The sequence below is a fragment of the Rathayibacter tritici genome (assembly GCF_001641005.1).
GTDB lineage: Bacteria > Actinomycetota > Actinomycetes > Actinomycetales > Microbacteriaceae > Rathayibacter > Rathayibacter tritici.
The window spans coordinates 604,000-622,653 of sequence record NZ_CP015515.1; the positions used below are offsets into that span (position 1 = coordinate 604,000).

An 18,654-nucleotide genomic window follows, 5' to 3' on the forward strand; every position below is an offset into this window, starting at 1 on the left:
TTTCTCGGCGCTCACGAGCGCATCCTCAGGCCGCGCGGATTCGCGACGAAGCCCGCGGCGACGAGGGCGTCGCCGAAGGGTGTGCCGAGCGCGAAGACGCCGTCGACCTTCTCGACGGTCAGCTTCTCGACGCCGCGGGAGCGGACCAGCTGCGAGAGCGCGCCGGCCGCGTCGGCGAGGGCCGACTCGTCACGGGTGAAGGTGAGGGCGGTCTTGCCGCCGCGCTCGAGGTAGACCGCGAGCGCTCCGTCGACCACGGCGACGAGTGCGCCGGCCTTGCGCCCGGGGCGGTGGCCCTCTCCCTGGGGCCACAGCAGCGCCGCGCCGAACGGATTGGCGGGGTCGGTCGCGGCGAGGGCGAGGACCGGTCGTGAGCGCTCCTGGGCCTCGTCCTGCGGTGCGAACGTGCGAAGCCGGTCGACGCTCCCGGCGGTGCCGAACTGTGCGGCGCCCAGCTTCTCGATGAAGTAGCCGCGCCGGGCACGACCCTGCTGTTCGAATCCGCTGAGCACCTTGTAGGCGAGGGCGAACCCGCCGAGGACGCCCTCGGCCTGCACGGAGCCGCGGGTGACGATCCCGTAGCGCTCGAGCAGGATCTCACCGAGCGCGTGTCCGCGGATCGTCGCGTCCGACTCCGCGAGCGGGACGATCGACCAGCGACCCCCAGCGGTCGGCGGTCCGACCCGGGTCGCCATCGTGGGCCGCGCGGTCATCCGGCCCCGGGGGGCGCGGGCGCGGGCGGGAGCGCGTGGCTGGCGGTGGGCGCCTCCGGTCGAGCCGACGAGCGTGCGGAGCGGGGCGAGGGTGTCGTTGGTCACCAGCCCCGCCCAGACCAGCTCCCACAGGGCATCGACCAGGCCGGAGTCGTCGGTCGAACCGACCGCGTCGGAGAGCTGGCGGAAGAAGTAGCCGCCGCCCGAGCCGAGCACGCCGACGATCTCCTGCTGCAGCTCGGTCAGCGTCACGGCCTCGACGGCCGGGACGGGCAGGGTCAGCCCAGCCGTGTCGGCGAGGTGCAGGCTCACCCAGCCGTCATTGCCGGGGAGGGTGCCGGCGCCGGCCCAGAGGACCTCACCTGTGGCGGTGAGCTCATCGAGCATCGCGGGGGAGTAGTCGCGGACGCGCGCCGGCAGGATCAGCGACTCCCAGGCCGAGGCGGGGATGGGTGCTCCCGCGAGCTGGTCGATTACGGAGGCGACGCCGTCGATCCCGCGGAGGGAGCCGCCGACGTGCTGCCAGGCGGGGAGGAAGCGGGCGTAGGCCGCGGCATTGACCGGCTCGACCTCCTTGCGCAGCGCGGCGAGCGAGCGGCTGCGCAGGCGCCGCAGTACCTCGGCGTCGCACCACTCGGTGCCGGTGCCGGTCGGCCGGAACTCGCCCTCGGAGACACGGCGCTCACCGGAGAGGCGGCGCAGGGTGTCGGTGACGACCGCGACGCCCAGGCCGAGCCGGGTGGCGACCGCAGCGGCGGTGAACGGGCCGTGGGTGCGGGCGTACCGGGCGACCAGATCGCCGAGCGGATCGCGGACCGGGTCGATGAAGGCGACGGGAACGCCGATCGGCAGCGGCACGCCGAGCGCGTCGCGGAGCCGGGAGGCGTCTTCCATTGCCGCGTAGCGCTGTTCGCCAGCGAGGCCGACAGGCAGGACGCGCTTTGCCTTCACGAGTGCAGCGACGTGAGCGTCGAGCACGTCGCGCTCGATCGGCGACGCCTTCGCGACGTCGGCTGAGGCGACCGCCTCGTCGACCAGCCGCTCGCCGAGCTCATCGAGCGTCAGCGGGCCGAGGAGCCGCAGCAGGTCGGCCGCTCCCTCAAGCCCGCGCAGCCGCCGCTCCGGCTCGATTCGCTGCAACTCGCGCTCGATCTGCGACAGGACGGCCGGGTCGAGCAGTTCGCGCAGCTCGGCGCGACCGAGCAGCTCGCCCAGGAGCGTCGCGTCGACGGACAGCGCAGCGGCCCGGCGCTCGGCCAGCGGACTGTCGCCCTCGTACATGAACGCCGCGACGTAGCCGAAGAGCATCGATCGCGCGAACGGGCTGGCCGTGGGCGTTTCGACCTCGAGGATCCGCAGCTCGCGCCCGTCCAGGCGCGCGGCGAGGCGCAGCAGGGCGGGCAGGTCATAGACGTCCTGGAGACACTCGCGGACGGTCTCGAGGATGATCGGGAACGTCGGGTAGGTGCGCGCCACGTCAAGCAGCTGGGCCGCCCGCTGCCGCTGCTGCCACAGCGGGGAGCGCTTGCCGGGGTTGTACCGCGGGAGCAGGAGCGCCCGCGCCGCGCACTCGCGGAACCGGGCGGCGAAGAGGGCGGATCCGCCGACTTCGCTGGTGACGAGCTGCTCCAGCTCCTCGCGCTCGAACAGGAACAGCTCGGCGCCGGGCGGCTCCGACTCGGTGTCGGGGATTCGCACCACGATGCCGTCGTCGCCGGCCATCGCCGCCCCGTCGACGCCGTGCCGCTCGCGCACACGGGCGCCGATGGCGAGGGCCCAGGGGGAGTGGACCTGCATGCCGTACGGGGAGTGCAGCACCAGCCTCCAATCGCCCAGTTCATCGCGGAAGCGCTCGAGCACCAGCGTGCGGTCATCCGGGATCTGCCCGGTGGCCAGGCGCTGCTCGTCGAGGAAGGACAGGAGGTTGTTCGTCGCGTACTCGTCGAGCCCCGCGGCCGTGCAGCGCTCACGGGCCGTCTCGGGCGCGGCGGCGCCCACCTCGCGGGTGAAGGCGCCAATCGCCTCACCCAACTCGGCGGGGCGCCCCTGCGAGTCGCCCTTCCAGAACGGGAGGCGCCCCGGCTCGCCGAACGCGGGCGTCACGATCACCCGGTCGTAGGTGATCTCTTGAATGCGCCAGCTCGTCGCTCCGAGGGCGAAGACGTCGCCCACTCGGGACTCGTACACCATCTCCTCGTCGAGCTCGCCGACGCGATTGCCGGTGGAGCCGGGCTCGCCGACCATGAAGACGCCGAAAAGGCCGCGGTCGGGGATCGTGCCGCCGCTGGTGACGGCGAGGCGCTGGGCGCCGGGGCGGCCTGTGAGCGTGTTCGCATCGCGGTCCCAGACCAGGCGGGGACGCAGCTCCGCGAACTGGTCGGAGGGGTAGCGGCCGGAGAGCAGGTCGAGGGTCGCCTCGTACGCGGAGCGGGGCAACGAGACGAAGGGCGCGCTGCGGCGGACCGTGTCGAACCACTCGTCCACATCGAGGCTCTCGAGGGCGGTGGCGGCGACGGTCTGCTGCGCGAGGATGTCGAGCGGGTTCGCCGGCACGGCGATGGCCTCGATCAGCCCGGAACGCATCCGCTCGGTCGTGACGGCCGAGTGCAGGAGATCGGCGCGGTGCTTGGGGTAGAACGATCCCCGCGAGACCTCGCCGACCTGGTGGCCGGCCCGGCCCACGCGCTGCAGGGCGCTCGCGACCGAGGGCGGCGTCTCGACCTGCACGACGAGGTCGACCGCGCCCATGTCGATCCCGAGCTCGAGGCTCGACGTCGCGACCACGCAGCGCAGCCGGCCCGACTTGAGGTCGTCCTCGATGATCGCCCGCTGCTCCTTGCTCACCGAACCGTGGTGCGCACGGGCCAGCAGCGGTTCGTCGTCGAGAGCGGACTGCCCGGTCCCGCTCGTGCCTCCGGCCGCGCCCATCGCCTGGGCGGGGGCGCGTCGAGCGGAGGAGGAGATCTCGGCCTGCAGCGCCCCCACCGCGACGGGCTCACCCGCCTCGCGCGCCCGCTCCGCCGCGAGTTCGCGTCGCTCCGCGTGGATCTCGTTGAGCCGGGCGGTCAGCCGCTCGGCGAGACGGCGGGAGTTCGCGAAGACGATGGAGGAGGTATGCGCGAGCACCCGATCGACGATCGACTCCTCGACGTGCGGCCAGATCGATCCGCTCTGCGGGCCGGTGGCCCCCATCGTCGAGCCGTCCTGCGGAGCCGCCGTTCCCAGCTCGGACATGTCCTCGACCGGGACGATGACGCTGAGGTCCCACTGCTTCTCGGAGGCGGGAGCCACGATCGCGACGGGCGAGCGACCGGCGAGGAACCGGGCCACCTCCTCGCGCGGGCGCACCGTCGCGGAGAGGCCGATCCGTTGCACGGGCTGCGGCAGTAGGGCATCGAGGCGCTCGAGTGAGACGGCGAGGTGCGCCCCGCGCTTGGTCGAGGCGACCGCGTGCACCTCATCGACGATCACGGTCTCGACCCCGCGCAGCGACTCACGGGCCGCCGAGGTGAGCATGAGGTAGAGCGACTCGGGCGTGGTGATCAGGATGTCCGGCGGGGTCTTCTGCAGCACGCGCCGCTCGGCGGCCGGCGTGTCCCCGGAGCGGACGCCGACCGTGACCGCGGTGGGCGCACTGCCGATCCCCTCGGCGCTCAGCCGCAGCGCCGTCTGCGTGACCCCGACCAGCGGAGACCGGAGGTTGCGTTCGACATCGACTCCGAGCGCCTTCAGCGGCGACACATAGAGCACGCGCGTGCGGTGCTGCGCATCCTCCGGCGGCGGGCTCTGCACGAGCCGATCGATCGCCCAGAGGAAGGCCGAGAGGGTCTTGCCGGAGCCGGTCGGCGCGACCACGAGAGCGTGCGCACCGCTCGAGATGGCCGACCAGGCGCCCTCCTGCGCCGAGGTCGGTGCCGGGAACGCGCCCTGGAACCACGCCCGCGTGGCGGGGGAGAAGCGCTCGAGGACATCCGGCATGGTCCCATCCTCCCTGCCACCACCGACATTGCCGTGGCAGCCGTCCGAGGGCGAGCCCTTGACGCGCGCGAGCCCCTCGCTCAGGCGAAGCCGAGCCGCACGAAGGTGCTGATATCGGCGAGTTCTGCCTGGCCCACGCCGTGCGCCACCCCCTCGTACACGCGGGCGTCGAGCGCCGTGTGCGTCGGGAACCACGCGGCGGCGTCCCGCACGAGTTCCTCCGGGATGACGGTGTCGAGGGTGCCGCGGCCCCAGAACACCGGTGGACGCTCGCGCGCGAGCCGCTCGTCCGCGTCGTCGCCCTCCGGCAGCGGCGCGACGAATCCGGACAGGGCCACCGCGAAGGCGAAGCGCCCCGGCGCGCGCCGCAGCAGCTGCACCGCGAGCGCCGCGCCCTGCGAGAAGCCCAGCAGTCCGACCGGCCCCGTGTGTTCCAGCGCGTCCAGCCACTCGATCACACCGCCGGCCGCAGCGTCGACCGCCTCCGGATCGGCGTGCGGCGCATCCGGCAGGAGCGGCAGGCGGAGTGGCCACCACGCGTTCGCCCCGCCCCCCACCACCAGGGGCGCCCGGAGGGAGGCGAGCACCGGCTCCAGCGGCAGGTAGGCGCCGAGCGAGAACAGATCGCCCTCGTGCGAGCCGTAGCCGTGCAGCAGCACCAGGAGGGGCCGCCCTCCGCCGTCGCGCTCGGAGGAGGACCACAGCACCGCGTTCGCGTCGATTCCCATCGCACCATCATCCCTCTGAGCGCAGGATCCGCCCGCGCCGGTCGGGCGACCAGCCGCGACGGGTAAGAATGGCACCATGAGCGTGCGCACCCCTGACCCGAACTCCGGGTGGCTGTCCGACGATGAACTCGCCGACATCCGCCGGAGGCTGCCGCTGCTGTACGTGGAGGCGGTGCCGGTCCGCGTCGACGGACTCGGGCAGGTCACCGAGGTCGGCGTGCTGCTGCGCGCGACCCCCTCCGGCCAGATCACCCGCACGATCGTCTCGGGCCGCGTGATGTACGGAGAGACGCTGCGCGACGCGCTGTTCCGCCACCTCGAGAAGGACCTCGGCCCGATGGCCTTCCCCCTCCTCCCCGCGAGCCCGCTGCCCTTCCACGTCGCCGAGTACTTCCCCATGCCCGGCATGGGCCCGTTCACCGACGACCGCCAGCACGCGGTCTCGCTCGCCTACGTCGTCCCGGTCACCGGCACCTGCGACCCCCGCCAGGACGCCCTCGAACTCACCTGGATGACCCCCGACGAGGCGTGCTCGGACGCGATCTCCGCCGAGATGGAGGGCGGGCGCGGCGCGCTGCTCCGCGCCGCGTTGGCCTCGGTCGGTCGTCTCTCTTAGCGGCGCGGAGCGGCCTTCTTGCGCGCCGCGGTCGGCGTCCTGAGACGGTGGGCCGAATGGAGCGTCCCGCGACCGCCTGGACGGATTCGCCGTCGCGCGCGGCCCTGCACAATGAAGGCTCAGAGTGGGGTAATCGCTCGTTCACAGGGCTCTAGGTGTTTGCAGCCTTCGTTGTGACGGAGACCCTTCGTGAGGGCTCTCGCCCAGAGGAGCACGAACGCTGGAGAGCGATCACTGATCGCCCGGCCCCCGGACCAGCCACTCACCGCGAGGCGAACCGCTGATCCGCGTGCCAGCGGGTCGGCGTAGCCGTCCGCGCCCCGCCCTGCGGAACGCACCCCGTCGGGAACCCGACCGCGGTGCACTGCTGCGCGGGGCGCACAATGGTTCAGCCCTGCGCGCGACGCCCACCGCGGCGCGCGCCGCCCGCGGACTCGCGAGCGGGCGCGGCCGAGGATGCTCCGCCGGTCGCGGTGCTGTAGAACGAGCGCGAGCCGCCCGAGGTCGAGGGGGCGCCGGCGGCCGAACGGCTGCGTCCTCCGCGGGCGCCGCCACCGGCGGGTCCCTCTGCGGCGGTGCGGTCGCGGCGGGGGCGGTCGCCTCCGCTGGTCGCTCCACCCGTCGAGCGTCCGCCGCGGGGTGCGGCAGTGCCCTCCGTGCGTGCCGCGCGCTTGCGCTGCGCGTTGGCGCCCTGCGAGCGTCCGCCCTGCGACTGGCCGCGAGCGGGCTCGACGACGGCGGTGGGAGTGACGTACGGCGCGATGTCGCCGACGAGCTTCGCGACGGCGGCGGAGTCCGCGGTCACCTGCTGAGGTGCGACCTGGATCGCGGCCTTGCGCAGGAGAGTCTTCACATCGCTGCGCTGCGTAGGCAGCACGACGGTGACGACGTCGCCCTCGCTACCGGCGCGCGCGGTGCGGCCGGAGCGGTGCAGGTACGCCTTGTGCTCCATCGGCGGGTCGACGTGGATCACGAGCTCGACGTCGTCGACGTGCACGCCACGGGCGGCGACGTCGGTGGCCACGAGCACCTTGACGGTCCCTGCGCCGAATGCGGCGAGGTTGCGGTCGCGGGCGACCTGCGAGAGGTTGCCGTGCAGGTCGACAGCGGGGATGCCCTGACCGGTGAGCTGCTTCGCGAGCTTCTTCGCGTGGTGCTTGGTGCGCATGAACAGAATGCGGCGGCCGGTGCCGGAGGCGAGAGTCTTCACGAGCGCGTTCTTGGCGTCGAGACCGTCGACCTCGAAGACGTGGTGGGTCATCAGCGCGACGGGCGAGTTGGCCTCGTCGACCGAGTGCAGCACCTCGTTCTGCAGGTACTTCTTCACCAGCTTGTCCACGCCGTTGTCGAGCGTCGCCGAGAACAGCAGGCGCTGTCCGCCGCGGGGGGTCTTGTCGAGGATCCGGGTGACGACGGGCAGGAAGCCCAGGTCGGCCATGTGGTCGGCCTCGTCGAGGACGGTGATCTCCACGGCGTCGAGGGTGACGAAGCCCTGCTTCATCAGGTCCTCGAGGCGGCCGGGGCAGGCCACGACGATGTCGACGCCCTGCTTCAGCGCGGCGACCTGGCGCTGCTGCGACACGCCTCCGAAGATCGTGGTGGTGACGATGCCGTAGGCCTCGGCGAGGGGCTGCATGGCGGCCGTGATCTGGGTGGCCAGCTCGCGGGTCGGCGCGAGGATCAGCCCGAGCGGGCGGCCGGGGCGGCGGCGTCCGCCGGCGAGAGAGCCACCGAGGCGGGCGATCATCGGGATGGAGAAGGCGAGAGTCTTGCCCGAGCCGGTCTTGCCGCGGCCGAGGACGTCGCGTCCGCCAAGGGTATCGGGCAGCGTGTCGACCTGAATGGGGAAGGGCTCGGTGATGCCGCTCGCGGTGAGCGCGGCCACGAGGGGGGCCGGCACGCCGAGGGCGCTGAAGGAGGAGGGGGTGTTCGACATGGAGTGGTGCCTTTCGGGGGCATCATGCCGATCGGTAGTCGCGCAGGCGGTGGCCGGGGCGCGAGGATCGGCGTTCGGGCGAAGGTGACGGTGGTCACATCCGTTCGCCGTACGTTTCGGTGCGCGCGGCCGGGGCCTCATGCACGTGCGCCAGATGGTCGGGACGGATCCTCGACGGTCAGAGTCCTAGGGGACAAGGGGCGTTCTACGACGCGGGGGAGCGCAGTCGCTGCGCTCGCACCCTCCTACCCTAGTGGATGCCGATCCACCCGCGCATCGCGCTCTGCACCCGGGAGCCGTCCCGGTCGCTCAGCTTCGTGCCGACGAAGGCCTCCGCCCAGTCCGACGTCTGCACGCGGAACGGCGGCTCCGGGTCGCGCAGGGTCTTCACAATGACGGCGGCGACATCGGAGGGGTCCTGCGCGTGGGTCGAGGAGAAGGAGGACGCGACGCGGTCGAGGTAGGCGCTGAAGGCCGGGGCGTAGGGGCCGGCCTGGGCGAGCATCGCGCCTGCGTCGAGACCGAGGTTCTCGACGAAGCTGCTGCGGACGGCTCCTGGCTCGATCAGCGAGACGTGGACGCCGACGGACGCGGCGACGGGAGCGAGCGCCTCGAAGAAGCCTTCGACCGCGAACTTCGCCGCACAGTAGTCCTCGTTGAACGGCTGGCCGATCGCGCCTCCGACGCTCGAGACGGTCACAATCCGGCCGCGGGACGAGCGCAGCATCGGTAGCGCGGCGCGGGTCACCGCGACGGTGCCGAAGAAGGTGACCTCCATCACGCGGCGCAGCTCCTCCGGGTCCTCCAGCTCGAGGGTGCCGAGGTGCCCGGCGCCGGCGTTGTTCACGAGGGCGTCGAGGCCGCCGAGCTCCTTTTCGACGCCGCGGAGGCAGGCGGCGACGGAGTCGGCGTCGGTCACGTCGAGCTCCCGCAGGTCGAACTCGACCCGCGCGGCGTCGGCGGCAGCCAGTAGCCCCTCGGCCCGCTCCACATCGCGCACCGTCGCGACCACCCGCCAGCCCGCGCGTGCGGCTTCGATCGCGGTGGCGCGGCCGATGCCGGTGGAGGTTCCGGTGACGAGGAGGACGGGACGGGGCATGCGGATTTCCTGCTTTCCGGCGCGGTGGCGCCGCCGGGAGGCTATCGGCCGTCCCTCCGAGCACGTCCAGGCTCGGCGTCAGCCCCGGTAGCGCTCGCCGACCGGCACCTCGACGGAGAGCGTGTTCCCCGCCTGTGCGAGCGGGCAGGCCCAGGCCGGGTCGTAGGCGCAGGAGGGGTTGTAGGCGAAGTTGAAGTCGATCACGAGCGTTCCGGGGGCGGCACCGGGCCCGAGGTCGGCGCCCTTCACCGTGTCCAGGAGGTAGCGGCCGCCGCCGTACGTGCCGCCCGGAGTCCCCGCCAGCGCGTCCTTGACCGGCAGGAACAGCCCTCCGCCGTAGGACGCGAGCCGCCAGACGTCGAGGCTGCCCACGGCGGGGACGTCGACGGTGCCGACCAGCTCGAAGGGCACGGTGCCGTCGGTGCCGGTCTCCACGACCATTCGCCGCGACTCCTCGGCGGGGGTGACCTCGAGATCGAATCGCCACGCCGCGTCGTAGGGTGCGATCGGCAGCGAGCGGAAGTGCGCCCGGTCGGCCGGCAGGAGCGGAGTGGAGGGGTGCTGCGCGAAGAGCGCGTTGCGCCCGCGGATCCACGACGCGTGCGCTGCAAGCAGGTCGACGTTCGAGAGCCGGCGCACCTCCGCGTAGAGGGCCTGAACGTGGCGCCGCCAGTCCGACACCTCCACAGCGGTAGTAAGGCGGCGGCGCGGCGACACGCCGTCGTCGCCCTGGTCGTCCTCCTCCGTGGAGGGCCACTGGAGGCGCAGGAGCTCGGAGCGGGAGAGCTCCGTCTCCTCCTCGGCGACACCGTCGGGGCTCATGCTGCGGACTCCCCGCGCGGGCGGGTGTCGGCGCCGAGATCGTGGCGCCAGGACGGGGCGAGGGAGCGGATGCGGATGCCGCGCCACTGCCAGAACGCCCACATCGACGGCCAGAGCGCGGCCGAGGCGAGACCGGCCGAGAACTCCAGGCGGTCGCGGAACAGCGTGCGCCCATCGGGGAGCGGGGCCACGGCCATCCGGTGGTCCCACGCGGTGATCAGGCGGAGCGAGCCGGACAGCGGCCCACCGCTGTCGCGCAGGATTCGGACGTCGGGCATCGCGGGCACGCGACGGTAGGAGAGGTCGATCGCCTGTGCTCCCATCGGCACGATGCCGAGGGCGTCCATCGCGACCTCGTGCGAGCCCAGACCCCAGGTCGGCCGGAAGCCGCCCTCGTCCAGCGACGCGGCGGTCAGGAGCGGGGACATCACCTCCCGGAACACGGCCGGACTCTGCAGGGCGCGCCAGGCGGAGTCGGCGTCGGTGTCGAGCACGTGCTTGAGCATCACCTTCACATGTGCCATCCTCCTCCGCCCGACGCTGCGCGGGAACCGGGTGCGCACGAAGCCTGAGGCGTGTATGCGTGTCCGCCGCTCGCTAGCGTGGCAGGGTGATCGCTCCCGCTCCCTCCGCCATCGACCAGTCGAACTATCAGATCCGCTTCGAATGGGGCGCGCGGGCCCTCCGCGTGCTCGCCCCCGCCCACGTCACGGTCCTCGTCGATGCTCTGCCCGGAGGGGACGGGGTCCTGCCCGGAGGGAACGGGCCCGATCTCGGCGGAGTCGAGGGCCGGATCGTCCGTGCGGGTCTGGTCGATCGCTCCGCCGTCGCTCGGTGGATTCTGGAGCGCCAGCACGAGAACGGCGGCCGCACCAGCGTGAACGTGATCGCCGTCGGTGACGTCGACGCGAGCGGAGCGACACGGTTCGCGATGGAGGACCAGCTCGCAGCCGGCGCCGTCGTCGATGCGCTGATCGGCCTCGGCATCGACCACGTCTCACCGGAGGCTGCCGTGGTCTGCGCCTCGTACGAGGGGCTACGGCGGGCCTGCGCACACCTGCTCACAGCGTCCGAGTCCGGCCGGCAGCTCGTCGCCGGGGGGCGGGCGGAGGAGGTCCGCGCGGCGGCGCGCGTCGATACCGTCGACGAGGTGTCGATCGTGCACTGACGCACCACCGACCCGGGCGGTGCGGCGCCCTGCCTGCGCCCCGTCCGATCTGCAGGACCCCATCCGATATGCAGGACTGCCTCCGATGTGCAGGACTGCGTCCGATCTGCAGGACTGCGTCCGATCTGCAGGGGATCCACCCCTCGCCGTCGGTTTTGCGCGGCTGGACCGGCCTCCGGGCTCAGATCCCCTGCACATCGCACCACTTCCGCGCACCGAACTCCTGCGGATGGCACGCCTTCCTGCATATCGAACTCCTGCGGATGGCACGCCTTCCTGCATATCGAACTCCTGCGGATGGCACGGAGTCCTGCGGATGGCACGGAGTCCTGCGGATGGCACGGAGTCCTGCGGACCGAACGGAGTCCTGCGGATGGCACGGAGTCCTGCGGATGGCACGGAGTCCTGCGGACCGAACGGAGTCCTGCGAAAGGCACGGCCTCCTGCACATCGCACGCGCTTTCGCCCGCCGCGCAAGCCCCCGCGGATCCGCTCCTCCGCCTCGACCACCGCGCCGCCCCCGGCGTAGCGTTCCGCGGAGGCGGTCCCTCCGCCCCTGGCACCCGACCGAAAGCTGGCCCGCATGAAAGCCGTCCTCAACGACATCGTCCTCGCCGACGCCCCCGACTCCGACCTGATCTCGATCGAGGGCAACTGGTACTTCCCGCCGTCGAGCATCGCCGAGGGTGTGCTCGTCGAGAGCCCCACTCCCTATACCTGCCCGTGGAAGGGAGAGTGCCAGTACTTCTCGGTGCAGACCGGCGACGGCCTTGAGAAGGACAAGGCCTGGTCGTACCCGCACCCGTACCCGACCGCGTTCGACCGCGTCGGGAAGGACTTCTCGCGCTACGTCGCCTTCGACCGATCGGTCCGCGTCTCCGACTGACTCGTCTCGCCGCGGCGCCTGCACCGGTGCCGCGGCGGCCCCTCCGTCGCCGCCCCCGTCAGCCGTACCCCGTCCATCGCTCGCCCGCCACCGCGCCCCCTCACGAGGAGGACGCCGCGCGCGCCCGGTAGGCCCGGACCTTCGCCCGGTTCCCGCAGCGCTGCATCGAGCACCAGCGGCGCGAACCCGCTCGGGACGTGTCGAGGTAGAGCATCCGACACTCCGGAGCCGCACAGCGCCGGAGCCGTGTGGTCTCGGCCGGTCCCAGCAGCACCACGGCCCCGCGGGCGATCGACGCGAGCGCCTGCCGTCCGGCCGCGCGCAGCCGCCCCGCCTGCCGCGATCCTCCGCTGAGCACCGGTGGGATGTCGGGCGTCGCCGCGAAGAGATTGACCACGTCGACGTCGCGCGGATCGAGTCGACGTCCCGCTTCCGCCGCGACGGCGAGCCGCGCTATCGCGTCCCGCAGCATGAGAGCGTCGTCCAGACGCGCGTCTGCGCTCTCGGGTCCGACCGCCTCGAACCGCTCGGCGAGCCAGGCGGCCAGGGCCGAGTCGGAGTCGAGGTGCCCGGCCGCTTCCCGCGCTCCGGTCGTGGCGAAGTCGAGGGCGAGGCTCCCGGAGTCGAACCACCAGCGCCGGCCGTCGTCCTCGAGGAGCCACTGACCGGTCACCGGCGTCCGCCCTCCGCCGGAGGCCTGCGCTGCGCTCACGACGCGGGGACCGGACGGCGGCGCCACTGGATCGCGTTCGCCGGCTCGAACCTGCGCGCGCAACGCCCGCAGGCCAGGGCCCGGGTCGGGCGGCGGTGACGGTAGAACAGGTGGCCGCCCGGGCAGCTGCCGACCCACGGGGCGAGCTCGTCCGCGGTCGGGTTGCTGTGGGTGCGCGAGCCCGTGTAGCCCAGCCGCGCCGCGATCGACCGCCACGCGGGCCCGTGCCCGGCGTCGGGCCCGGCGAGTGCGTGCGCGACCTCGTGCAGGAGAGTCTGCTGCACCTCGTCATCGCTCCATCGCGCGGCGAGATGACGCGAAACGGTGATCCGGCGACGCGTCCAGTGGCACGCTCCGGCGCGCGTTCGCGCATGGTCGAACGCGAAGCCCCAGGAGGGATCGAGGTGCTTCTCGATCAGCGCGTCGGCCCAGCGGGCCACGTCCTCGAGGTCGGCCACCGGTGGCGCTGCCTAGGACTCGTCGCCGTCGGCGCGGCGGCGGCCGCGGACGGCGCCGTCGGTGCGGGGGCCGCGGTCGGACTCGTCCTGGAATTCGGAGGCGGCGGCGAACCCGAGGCGCGCGACTTCGAGTTCCTCCTCGGGGACACCCACGCGCTCGCCGAGGGCGGTCGCGGCGTCGAAGTCGCGCATCGCTCGGCCGTACTCGCCGAGCTCGAAGAAGGTGAGGCCGCGGTGCTTGAGCGCGAAGGAGTGCTCGAGGTGCCACTCGTGCGTGCGCGCCTCTTCCACGCAGAGCGCGAGCTCCGAGAGCGCTTCGTCGGTGCGGCCGCGCAGCTGCATCAGGCGCGCGCGGCGCACGCGGGCCGTGAGTAGCTCGGCGCGGTCGCCGGAGAAGCGGGTGCGGCGAACGGCCTCGTTCGCGAGGTCCCACGCCTCGTCGACGCGCCCGAGCAGGCGCAGAAGCTCCGCCTTCTCGGTGAGCGCGGCGAGGCTGCGCAGCGCGCCGACCTCCTCCAGGCGCTCCTGGGCGGCGTCAACGTCGATCTCCTCGCGGAGGGTCGCGGGGTCGTGGCGGATGATGATGCTCAGGGCGATGCTTCCTCGTGGAGTGCGGGTCCGGATCGGCGCGCGCGGCGGAACGGGAGGATGGTCGGGGTCGCTGACCCCGGCGTCGAGTGTACCGGCGGGTCCGTGAGCGCCGCCCCGACGCGCGGCCGGGCTCAGCCCCTGCGCACCTGGAAGATGCTCCGCGCCGGTAGCGGCGACGGCGTGGCCGTCTCGTCCGTGACGACGAGCGCTCCGGCGACGAAGTTCTCGAGCTCGCGCCCCTGCACGAGCTTGGCGGGGGCGGGGTCGGCGGCGAGTCGCCGCGGCAGGGTGTCGACCGGCAGCGGGTCGGCCGAGGCGAGCATCACCACATTCCCGAAGCGCTTGGCCTTGAGCATCTGCGTGTCCGTCATGATCGCCGTGTACGCGAAGACGGAGGCGAGCGTCGCCGCCTGCGCGCGGGCGAAGGCGAGGGCTCCGCCGTCGGCGACGTTCACTGCGATCAGCCCGCCGGGTGCGAGCAGCGGCGCGATCGCGGCGTAGAACTCCGCGCTCGTCACGTGCGCCGGGGTGCGCGCCCCCGAGAAGATGTCGACCACGACCACGTCGACCGTCCCGCGCAGCCCGGGCGGCAGCTTCCCGAGCACCGCGCGGGCGTCGCCCTGCCGAATGCGGATCTGCGCCGCGCGGGGGAGTGGCAGCGCCTCGCGCACCAGCTCGACCAGGGCGCCCTCGATCTCGATCACCTGCTGCCTGGATCCCGGGCGTGTGGCGGCGACGTAGCGCGGGAGGGTCAGCGCGCCGGCGCCGAGGTGCAGGGCGGTGATGCTGTCGCCCTCGGGAGCGGCCAGGTCGATCGCGTGCCCGATCCGGCGGACATACTCGAAGGAGAGGTGCGCCGGGTCGGCGAGGTCGACGTGCGACTGCGGAGTGCCGTCGACCACCAGCGTCGCGGCCTCGAGCGAGTGGCGGTCGGGCTCGATCTGCGCGACGAAGCCGCTGTCGAGCACCGCGCGGGGGTGTTCGGAGTCGTCTCCACGTCGGCGGCCGGTGCGTTCCTGCATCCGACCAGTCTGCCGCGGGAGCGGGCGGGAGCACGGCGCTGGGGCTGCCCGATCGGCCGTGGATGCCGGGTTCCCTCTGCTCCTATACCGGACCCTGCCCTCTGCTCCTATACCGGACCCTGGGAGGCGGCGCAAGCATTCGTCCTTGCGCGGCGTGGCGTGGTGCGGCTATAGTCGTACTTTGCGCTCCCGAGTACCCATGCCCTCATATCGCGGTCGGCAGGTCACCGGAATCCGGCATCAGATGGTGGTTGCCGTTGCCATACTCTCACCCGCCCCGAAGACCGAGTCGCCTCGGTCCGCACGGCGTGCGGGAAGGGTGTCGGCCCGCTCCGGCGGGAGCCCACTCCACACATCCCACAGATTGAGACCCGCGAGGGTCTACGGAGGTTCCTTCCTTGGCTGCTGCGTCCACCGCGACCACCACCTCACCCAAGAACGGACGCGGAGCTTCGCGTCTCTCGTTCGCCAAGATCAGCGACACCCTGACCGTTCCGGATCTGCTCGCGCTGCAGACCGAGAGCTTCGACTGGCTCGTCGGCTCGGAGGCGTGGAAGACGCGCGTCGCCGAGGCGAAGGCCGCCGGCCGGGAGGATCTCCCTGCCAACTCCGGCCTCGACGAGATCTTCGAGGAGATCTCCCCGATCGAGGACCTCAGCGAGACGATGCAGCTGAGCTTCGCGAACCCGTACCTCGAGCCCGAGAAGTACACGATCGAGGAGTGCAAGGAGCGCGGCAAGACCTACGCTGCTCCGCTGTACGTCGAGGCCGAGTTCATGAATCACCTCACCGGTGAGATCAAGACTCAGACGGTCTTCATGGGCGACTTCCCCCTGATGACCGAGAAGGGCACGTTCATCATCAACGGCACCGAGCGTGTCGTCGTGTCGCAGCTCGTGCGCAGCCCCGGCGTCTACTTCGAGCGCCAGCAGGAGAAGACGTCCGATAAGGATATCTACTCGGCACGTGTCATCCCGAGCCGCGGGGCCTGGCTCGAGTTCGAGATCGACAAGCGCGACCAGGTGGGCGTGCGCATCGACCGCAAGCGCAAGCAGTCGGTCACCGTGTTCCTCAAGGCTCTGGGCCTGACGAGCGAGGAGATCCTCGAGCAGTTCGCCGGCTACGAGTCGATCGAGCTGACCCTCGAGAAGGACAACATCCTCACCAAGGAGGACGCGCTCCGCGACATCTACCGCAAGCTCCGTCCGGGCGAGCAGGTCGCGGCCGAGGCCGCCCGTGCGCTGCTGGACAACTTCTACTTCAACTCCAAGCGCTACGACCTCGCGAAGGTCGGCCGCTACAAGATCAACCGCAAGCTCGGTATCGACAAGGCGCTGTCCGACTCGGTGCTCACGGTCGAGGACATCATCGCGACCATCAAGTACCTGGTCGCCCTGCACGACGGCCGCACCGCCCTCCCCGGCGTGCGCGACGGCGAGTCGGTCGAGCTGCGTCTGGACGTCGACGACATCGATCACTTCGGCAACCGCCGCATTCGCGCGGTCGGCGAGCTGATCCAGAACCAGGTCCGCACGGGACTGTCCCGCATGGAGCGCGTCGTCCGCGAGCGCATGACCACGCAGGACATCGAGGCGATCACTCCGCAGACCCTGATCAACGTGCGCCCGGTCGTCGCGGCGATCAAGGAGTTCTTCGGAACGAGCCAGCTCTCGCAGTTCATGGACCAGAACAACCCGCTCGCGGGTCTGACCCACAAGCGCCGCCTGTCGGCGCTGGGCCCCGGCGGTCTCTCTCGTGAGCGCGCCGGCGTCGAGGTCCGTGACGTCCACCCCTCGCACTACGGCCGCATGTGCCCGATCGAGACCCCGGAAGGCCCGAACATCGGCCTGATCGGATCGCTCGCGTCCTTCGCGCGCATCAACTCGTTCGGCTTCATCGAGACCCCGTACCGCAAGGTCGTCGACGGCACGGTCACGTCGCAGATCGACTACCTCACCGCGTCCGAGGAGGACGAGTACCTGGTCGCCCAGGCGAACGCCCCCCTCACGCCCGACTTCCGCTTCGCGGAGGGCAAGGTCCTGGTCCGCCCCAAGGGCGGAGAGGTCGAACTCGTCGATGCCGAGCGCGTCCACTACATGGATGTCTCGCCGCGTCAGATGGTGTCGGTCGCGACCTCGCTGATCCCGTTCCTCGAGCACGACGACGCGAACCGTGCGCTCATGGGCGCGAACATGCAGCGTCAGGCCGTCCCGCTGCTGCGCAGCGAGTCGCCCGTCGTCGGAACCGGCATGGAGGGCTTCGCGGCCATCGACGCCGGAGACGTCATCACCGCCGACAAGGCCGGTGTCGTCCAGGAGGTCTCCGCCGACTCCGTCACCGTCCAGCTGGACGAGGGCGGAACGCAGACCTACTTCCTCCGCAAGTTCGACCGCTCCAACCAGGGCACCTCGTACAACAACCGCGTGGTCGTCTCGGCCGGCGAGCGCCTCGAGGTCGGCGAGGTCGTCGCCGACGGTCCCGCGACCGAGAACGGTGAACTCGCGCTCGGCAAGAACCTGCTCGTCGCGTTCATGCCGTGGGAGGGTCACAACTTCGAGGACGCGATCATCCTCAGCCAGAACCTGGTCAAGGACGACGTCCTCTCCTCGATCCACATCGAGGAGTACGAGGTCGACGCCCGCGACACCAAGCTCGGCAAGGAGGAGATCACCCGCGACCTCCCCAACGTCAGCCCGGAGCTCCTGGCCGACCTGGACGAGCGCGGCATCATCCGCATCGGCGCCGAGGTCCGCCCCGGCGACATCCTCGTCGGCAAGGTCACGCCCAAGGGCGAGACCGAGCTCTCGGCCGAGGAGCGCCTGCTCCGCGCGATCTTCAACGAGAAGAGCCGCGAGGTCCGCGACACATCGCTGAAGGTGCCCCACGGCGAGCAGGGAACGATCATCGGCGTCAAGGTGTTCGACGCGCAGGACGGCGACGACGAGCTCGGCTCGGGCGTCAACCAGCGCGTGGTCGTCTACATCGCCCAGAAGCGCAAGATCACCGAGGGTGACAAGCTCGCCGGTCGCCACGGCAACAAGGGCGTCATCTCGAAGATCCTGCCGGTCGAGGACATGCCCTTCCTCGCCGACGGCACTCCGGTCGACATCGTCCTCAACCCGCTCGGCGTCCCCGGCCGGATGAACTTCGGCCAGGTTCTCGAGATCCACCTGGGGTGGATTGCGAAGCAGGGCTGGAAGGTCGACGGCCAGCCCGAGTGGGCCGCGCGCCTGCCCGAGCACGCTCGCGAGGCGGCGCCCGGCACCAAGGTCGCGACCCCGGTCTTCGACGGTGCGGCGGAGGAGGAGCTCGCCGGGCTCCTCGACTCCACCACTCCGACCCGCGACGGCGAGCGCCTGATCGGCTCGTCCGGCAAGACGCAGCTGTTCGACGGCCGCTCCGGGGAGCCTTTCCCGGACCCGGTCTCGGTCGGCTACATGTACATCCTGAAGCTGCACCACCTCGTCGACGACAAGATCCACGCGCGCTCGACGGGCCCGTACTCGATGATCACCCAGCAGCCGCTCGGTGGTAAGGCGCAGTTCGGTGGACAGCGATTCGGCGAGATGGAGGTGTGGGCCCTCGAGGCCTACGGAGCGGCTTACGCCCTCCAGGAACTCCTCACCATCAAGTCGGACGACATCCTCGGCCGCGTGAAGGTGTACGAGGCCATCGTCAAGGGTGAGAACATCCAGGAGCCGGGCATCCCGGAGTCCTTCAAGGTCCTCATCAAGGAGATGCAGTCGCTGTGCCTGAACGTCGAGGTCCTCTCGGCCGACGGCACCGCGGTCAGCCTGCGCGACACCGATGACGAGGTCTACCGCGCCGCGGAAGAGCTCGGGATCAACATCTCCTCCCGGTTCGAGTCGTCCTCGGTCGACGACATCTGATCCGCGCCAGCCTCCGACGACTCCCGTCTCTGACG

The 18,654-nt window shown here is 71.6% G+C and carries 14 protein-coding genes; 4 read left to right on the forward strand and 10 right to left on the reverse strand.

Annotation, left to right across the window (positions count from 1 at the left end; translation table 11 throughout):
- Positions 1 to 11: 11 nt before the first annotated feature.
- Both A6122_RS02815 and A6122_RS02820 read right to left on the reverse strand, forming a co-directional pair.
- Complete coding sequence (locus A6122_RS02815; protein WP_068251379.1) at positions 12 to 4,691, reverse strand: ATP-dependent helicase; 4,680 nt, start codon at positions 4,689 to 4,691, stop codon at positions 12 to 14.
- A gap of 80 nt (positions 4,692 to 4,771) precedes the next feature.
- Positions 4,772 to 5,419 carry an alpha/beta hydrolase gene (locus A6122_RS02820; protein ID WP_068251382.1) on the reverse strand — a complete coding sequence of 216 codons (648 nt, stop codon included), beginning with the start codon at positions 5,417 to 5,419 and terminating at the stop codon, positions 4,772 to 4,774.
- A gap of 76 nt (positions 5,420 to 5,495) precedes the next feature.
- Here A6122_RS02820 and A6122_RS02825 point away from each other — a divergent pair, with 76 nt between their 5' ends.
- Complete coding sequence (locus A6122_RS02825) at positions 5,496 to 6,035, forward strand: NUDIX hydrolase family protein (RefSeq protein ID WP_068251385.1); 540 nt, start codon at positions 5,496 to 5,498, stop codon at positions 6,033 to 6,035.
- 388 nt (positions 6,036 to 6,423) lie between these two features.
- Here A6122_RS02825 and A6122_RS02830 read toward each other — a convergent pair whose 3' ends face one another.
- From A6122_RS02830 to A6122_RS02845, 4 genes are all read right to left on the reverse strand, one after another.
- Positions 6,424 to 7,971, reverse strand: coding sequence for a DEAD/DEAH box helicase (locus A6122_RS02830; protein WP_068251387.1), 1,548 nt, complete (start codon positions 7,969 to 7,971; stop codon positions 6,424 to 6,426).
- A gap of 250 nt (positions 7,972 to 8,221) precedes the next feature.
- Entirely contained in the window at positions 8,222 to 9,070 is an 849-nt protein-coding gene (locus A6122_RS02835) for an SDR family oxidoreductase (protein ID WP_068251389.1), read from the reverse strand.
- Between the two features lie 78 nt (positions 9,071 to 9,148).
- Positions 9,149 to 9,892 carry a DUF1684 domain-containing protein gene (locus tag A6122_RS02840; RefSeq protein WP_084415772.1) on the reverse strand — a complete coding sequence of 248 codons (744 nt, stop codon included), beginning with the start codon at positions 9,890 to 9,892 and terminating at the stop codon, positions 9,149 to 9,151.
- Positions 9,889 to 10,416: a hypothetical protein gene (locus tag A6122_RS02845; RefSeq protein WP_104258964.1), complete on the reverse strand. Its 528-nt coding sequence runs from the start codon at positions 10,414 to 10,416 to the stop codon at positions 9,889 to 9,891. Before A6122_RS02845 ends, A6122_RS02840 begins: the two co-directional genes overlap by 4 nt.
- Positions 10,417 to 10,502: 86 nt before the next feature.
- Here A6122_RS02845 and A6122_RS02850 point away from each other — a divergent pair, with 86 nt between their 5' ends.
- Both A6122_RS02850 and A6122_RS02855 read left to right on the forward strand, forming a co-directional pair.
- The gene (locus tag A6122_RS02850; RefSeq protein ID WP_068251395.1) at positions 10,503 to 11,060 is read left to right on the forward strand and encodes a 2-phosphosulfolactate phosphatase; all 558 of its coding nucleotides are present in this window, start codon (positions 10,503 to 10,505) and stop codon (positions 11,058 to 11,060) included.
- Positions 11,061 to 11,643: 583 nt separating this feature from the next.
- Positions 11,644 to 11,946 carry a DUF427 domain-containing protein gene (locus A6122_RS02855; RefSeq protein WP_068251398.1) on the forward strand — a complete coding sequence of 101 codons (303 nt, stop codon included), beginning with the start codon at positions 11,644 to 11,646 and terminating at the stop codon, positions 11,944 to 11,946.
- Between the two features lie 100 nt (positions 11,947 to 12,046).
- Here A6122_RS02855 and A6122_RS02860 read toward each other — a convergent pair whose 3' ends face one another.
- The 4 genes from A6122_RS02860 to A6122_RS02875 all read right to left on the reverse strand — a co-directional run bounded on the left by A6122_RS02860 (position 12,047) and on the right by A6122_RS02875 (position 14,729).
- Positions 12,047 to 12,658: a CGNR zinc finger domain-containing protein gene (locus A6122_RS02860; protein WP_237358225.1), complete on the reverse strand. Its 612-nt coding sequence runs from the start codon at positions 12,656 to 12,658 to the stop codon at positions 12,047 to 12,049.
- Positions 12,655 to 13,116: a SprT-like domain-containing protein gene (locus tag A6122_RS02865; protein WP_068251401.1), complete on the reverse strand. Its 462-nt coding sequence runs from the start codon at positions 13,114 to 13,116 to the stop codon at positions 12,655 to 12,657. Before A6122_RS02865 ends, A6122_RS02860 begins: the two co-directional genes overlap by 4 nt.
- A gap of 12 nt (positions 13,117 to 13,128) precedes the next feature.
- Positions 13,129 to 13,476: a hypothetical protein gene (locus A6122_RS17095; RefSeq protein WP_068251404.1), complete on the reverse strand. Its 348-nt coding sequence runs from the start codon at positions 13,474 to 13,476 to the stop codon at positions 13,129 to 13,131.
- Positions 13,477 to 13,838: 362 nt separating this feature from the next.
- Positions 13,839 to 14,729 (reverse strand): spermidine synthase, encoded by an 891-nt coding sequence (locus tag A6122_RS02875; protein ID WP_068251407.1) that lies wholly within the window; start codon positions 14,727 to 14,729, stop codon positions 13,839 to 13,841.
- Positions 14,730 to 15,127: 398 nt separating this feature from the next.
- On the opposite strand from A6122_RS02875, the gene rpoB reads away from it, so the two are divergent.
- The gene (gene rpoB, locus A6122_RS02880; RefSeq protein WP_068251410.1) at positions 15,128 to 18,619 is read left to right on the forward strand and encodes a DNA-directed RNA polymerase subunit beta; all 3,492 of its coding nucleotides are present in this window, start codon (positions 15,128 to 15,130) and stop codon (positions 18,617 to 18,619) included.
- Positions 18,620 to 18,654: the final 35 nt, after the last annotated feature.

Excerpts from the sequence above, each read along its gene's own strand:
- A6122_RS02840 (WP_084415772.1), bottom strand. The coding sequence starts at position 9,892 with ATGAGCCCCGACGGTGTCGCCGAGGAGGAGACGGAGCTCTCCCGCTCC.
- A6122_RS02825 (WP_068251385.1), top strand. The coding sequence starts at position 5,496 with ATGAGCGTGCGCACCCCTGACCCGAACTCCGGGTGGCTGTCCGACGAT.
- A6122_RS02845 (WP_104258964.1), bottom strand. The coding sequence starts at position 10,416 with ATGGCACATGTGAAGGTGATGCTCAAGCACGTGCTCGACACCGACGCC.
- A6122_RS02835 (WP_068251389.1), bottom strand. The coding sequence starts at position 9,070 with ATGCCCCGTCCCGTCCTCCTCGTCACCGGAACCTCCACCGGCATCGGC.
- A6122_RS02820 (WP_068251382.1), bottom strand. The coding sequence starts at position 5,419 with ATGGGAATCGACGCGAACGCGGTGCTGTGGTCCTCCTCCGAGCGCGAC.
- A6122_RS02855 (WP_068251398.1), top strand. The coding sequence starts at position 11,644 with ATGAAAGCCGTCCTCAACGACATCGTCCTCGCCGACGCCCCCGACTCC.
- A6122_RS02875 (WP_068251407.1), bottom strand. The coding sequence starts at position 14,729 with ATGCAGGAACGCACCGGCCGCCGACGTGGAGACGACTCCGAACACCCC.
- A6122_RS02830 (WP_068251387.1), bottom strand. The coding sequence starts at position 7,971 with ATGTCGAACACCCCCTCCTCCTTCAGCGCCCTCGGCGTGCCGGCCCCC.
- A6122_RS02815 (WP_068251379.1), bottom strand. The coding sequence starts at position 4,691 with ATGCCGGATGTCCTCGAGCGCTTCTCCCCCGCCACGCGGGCGTGGTTC.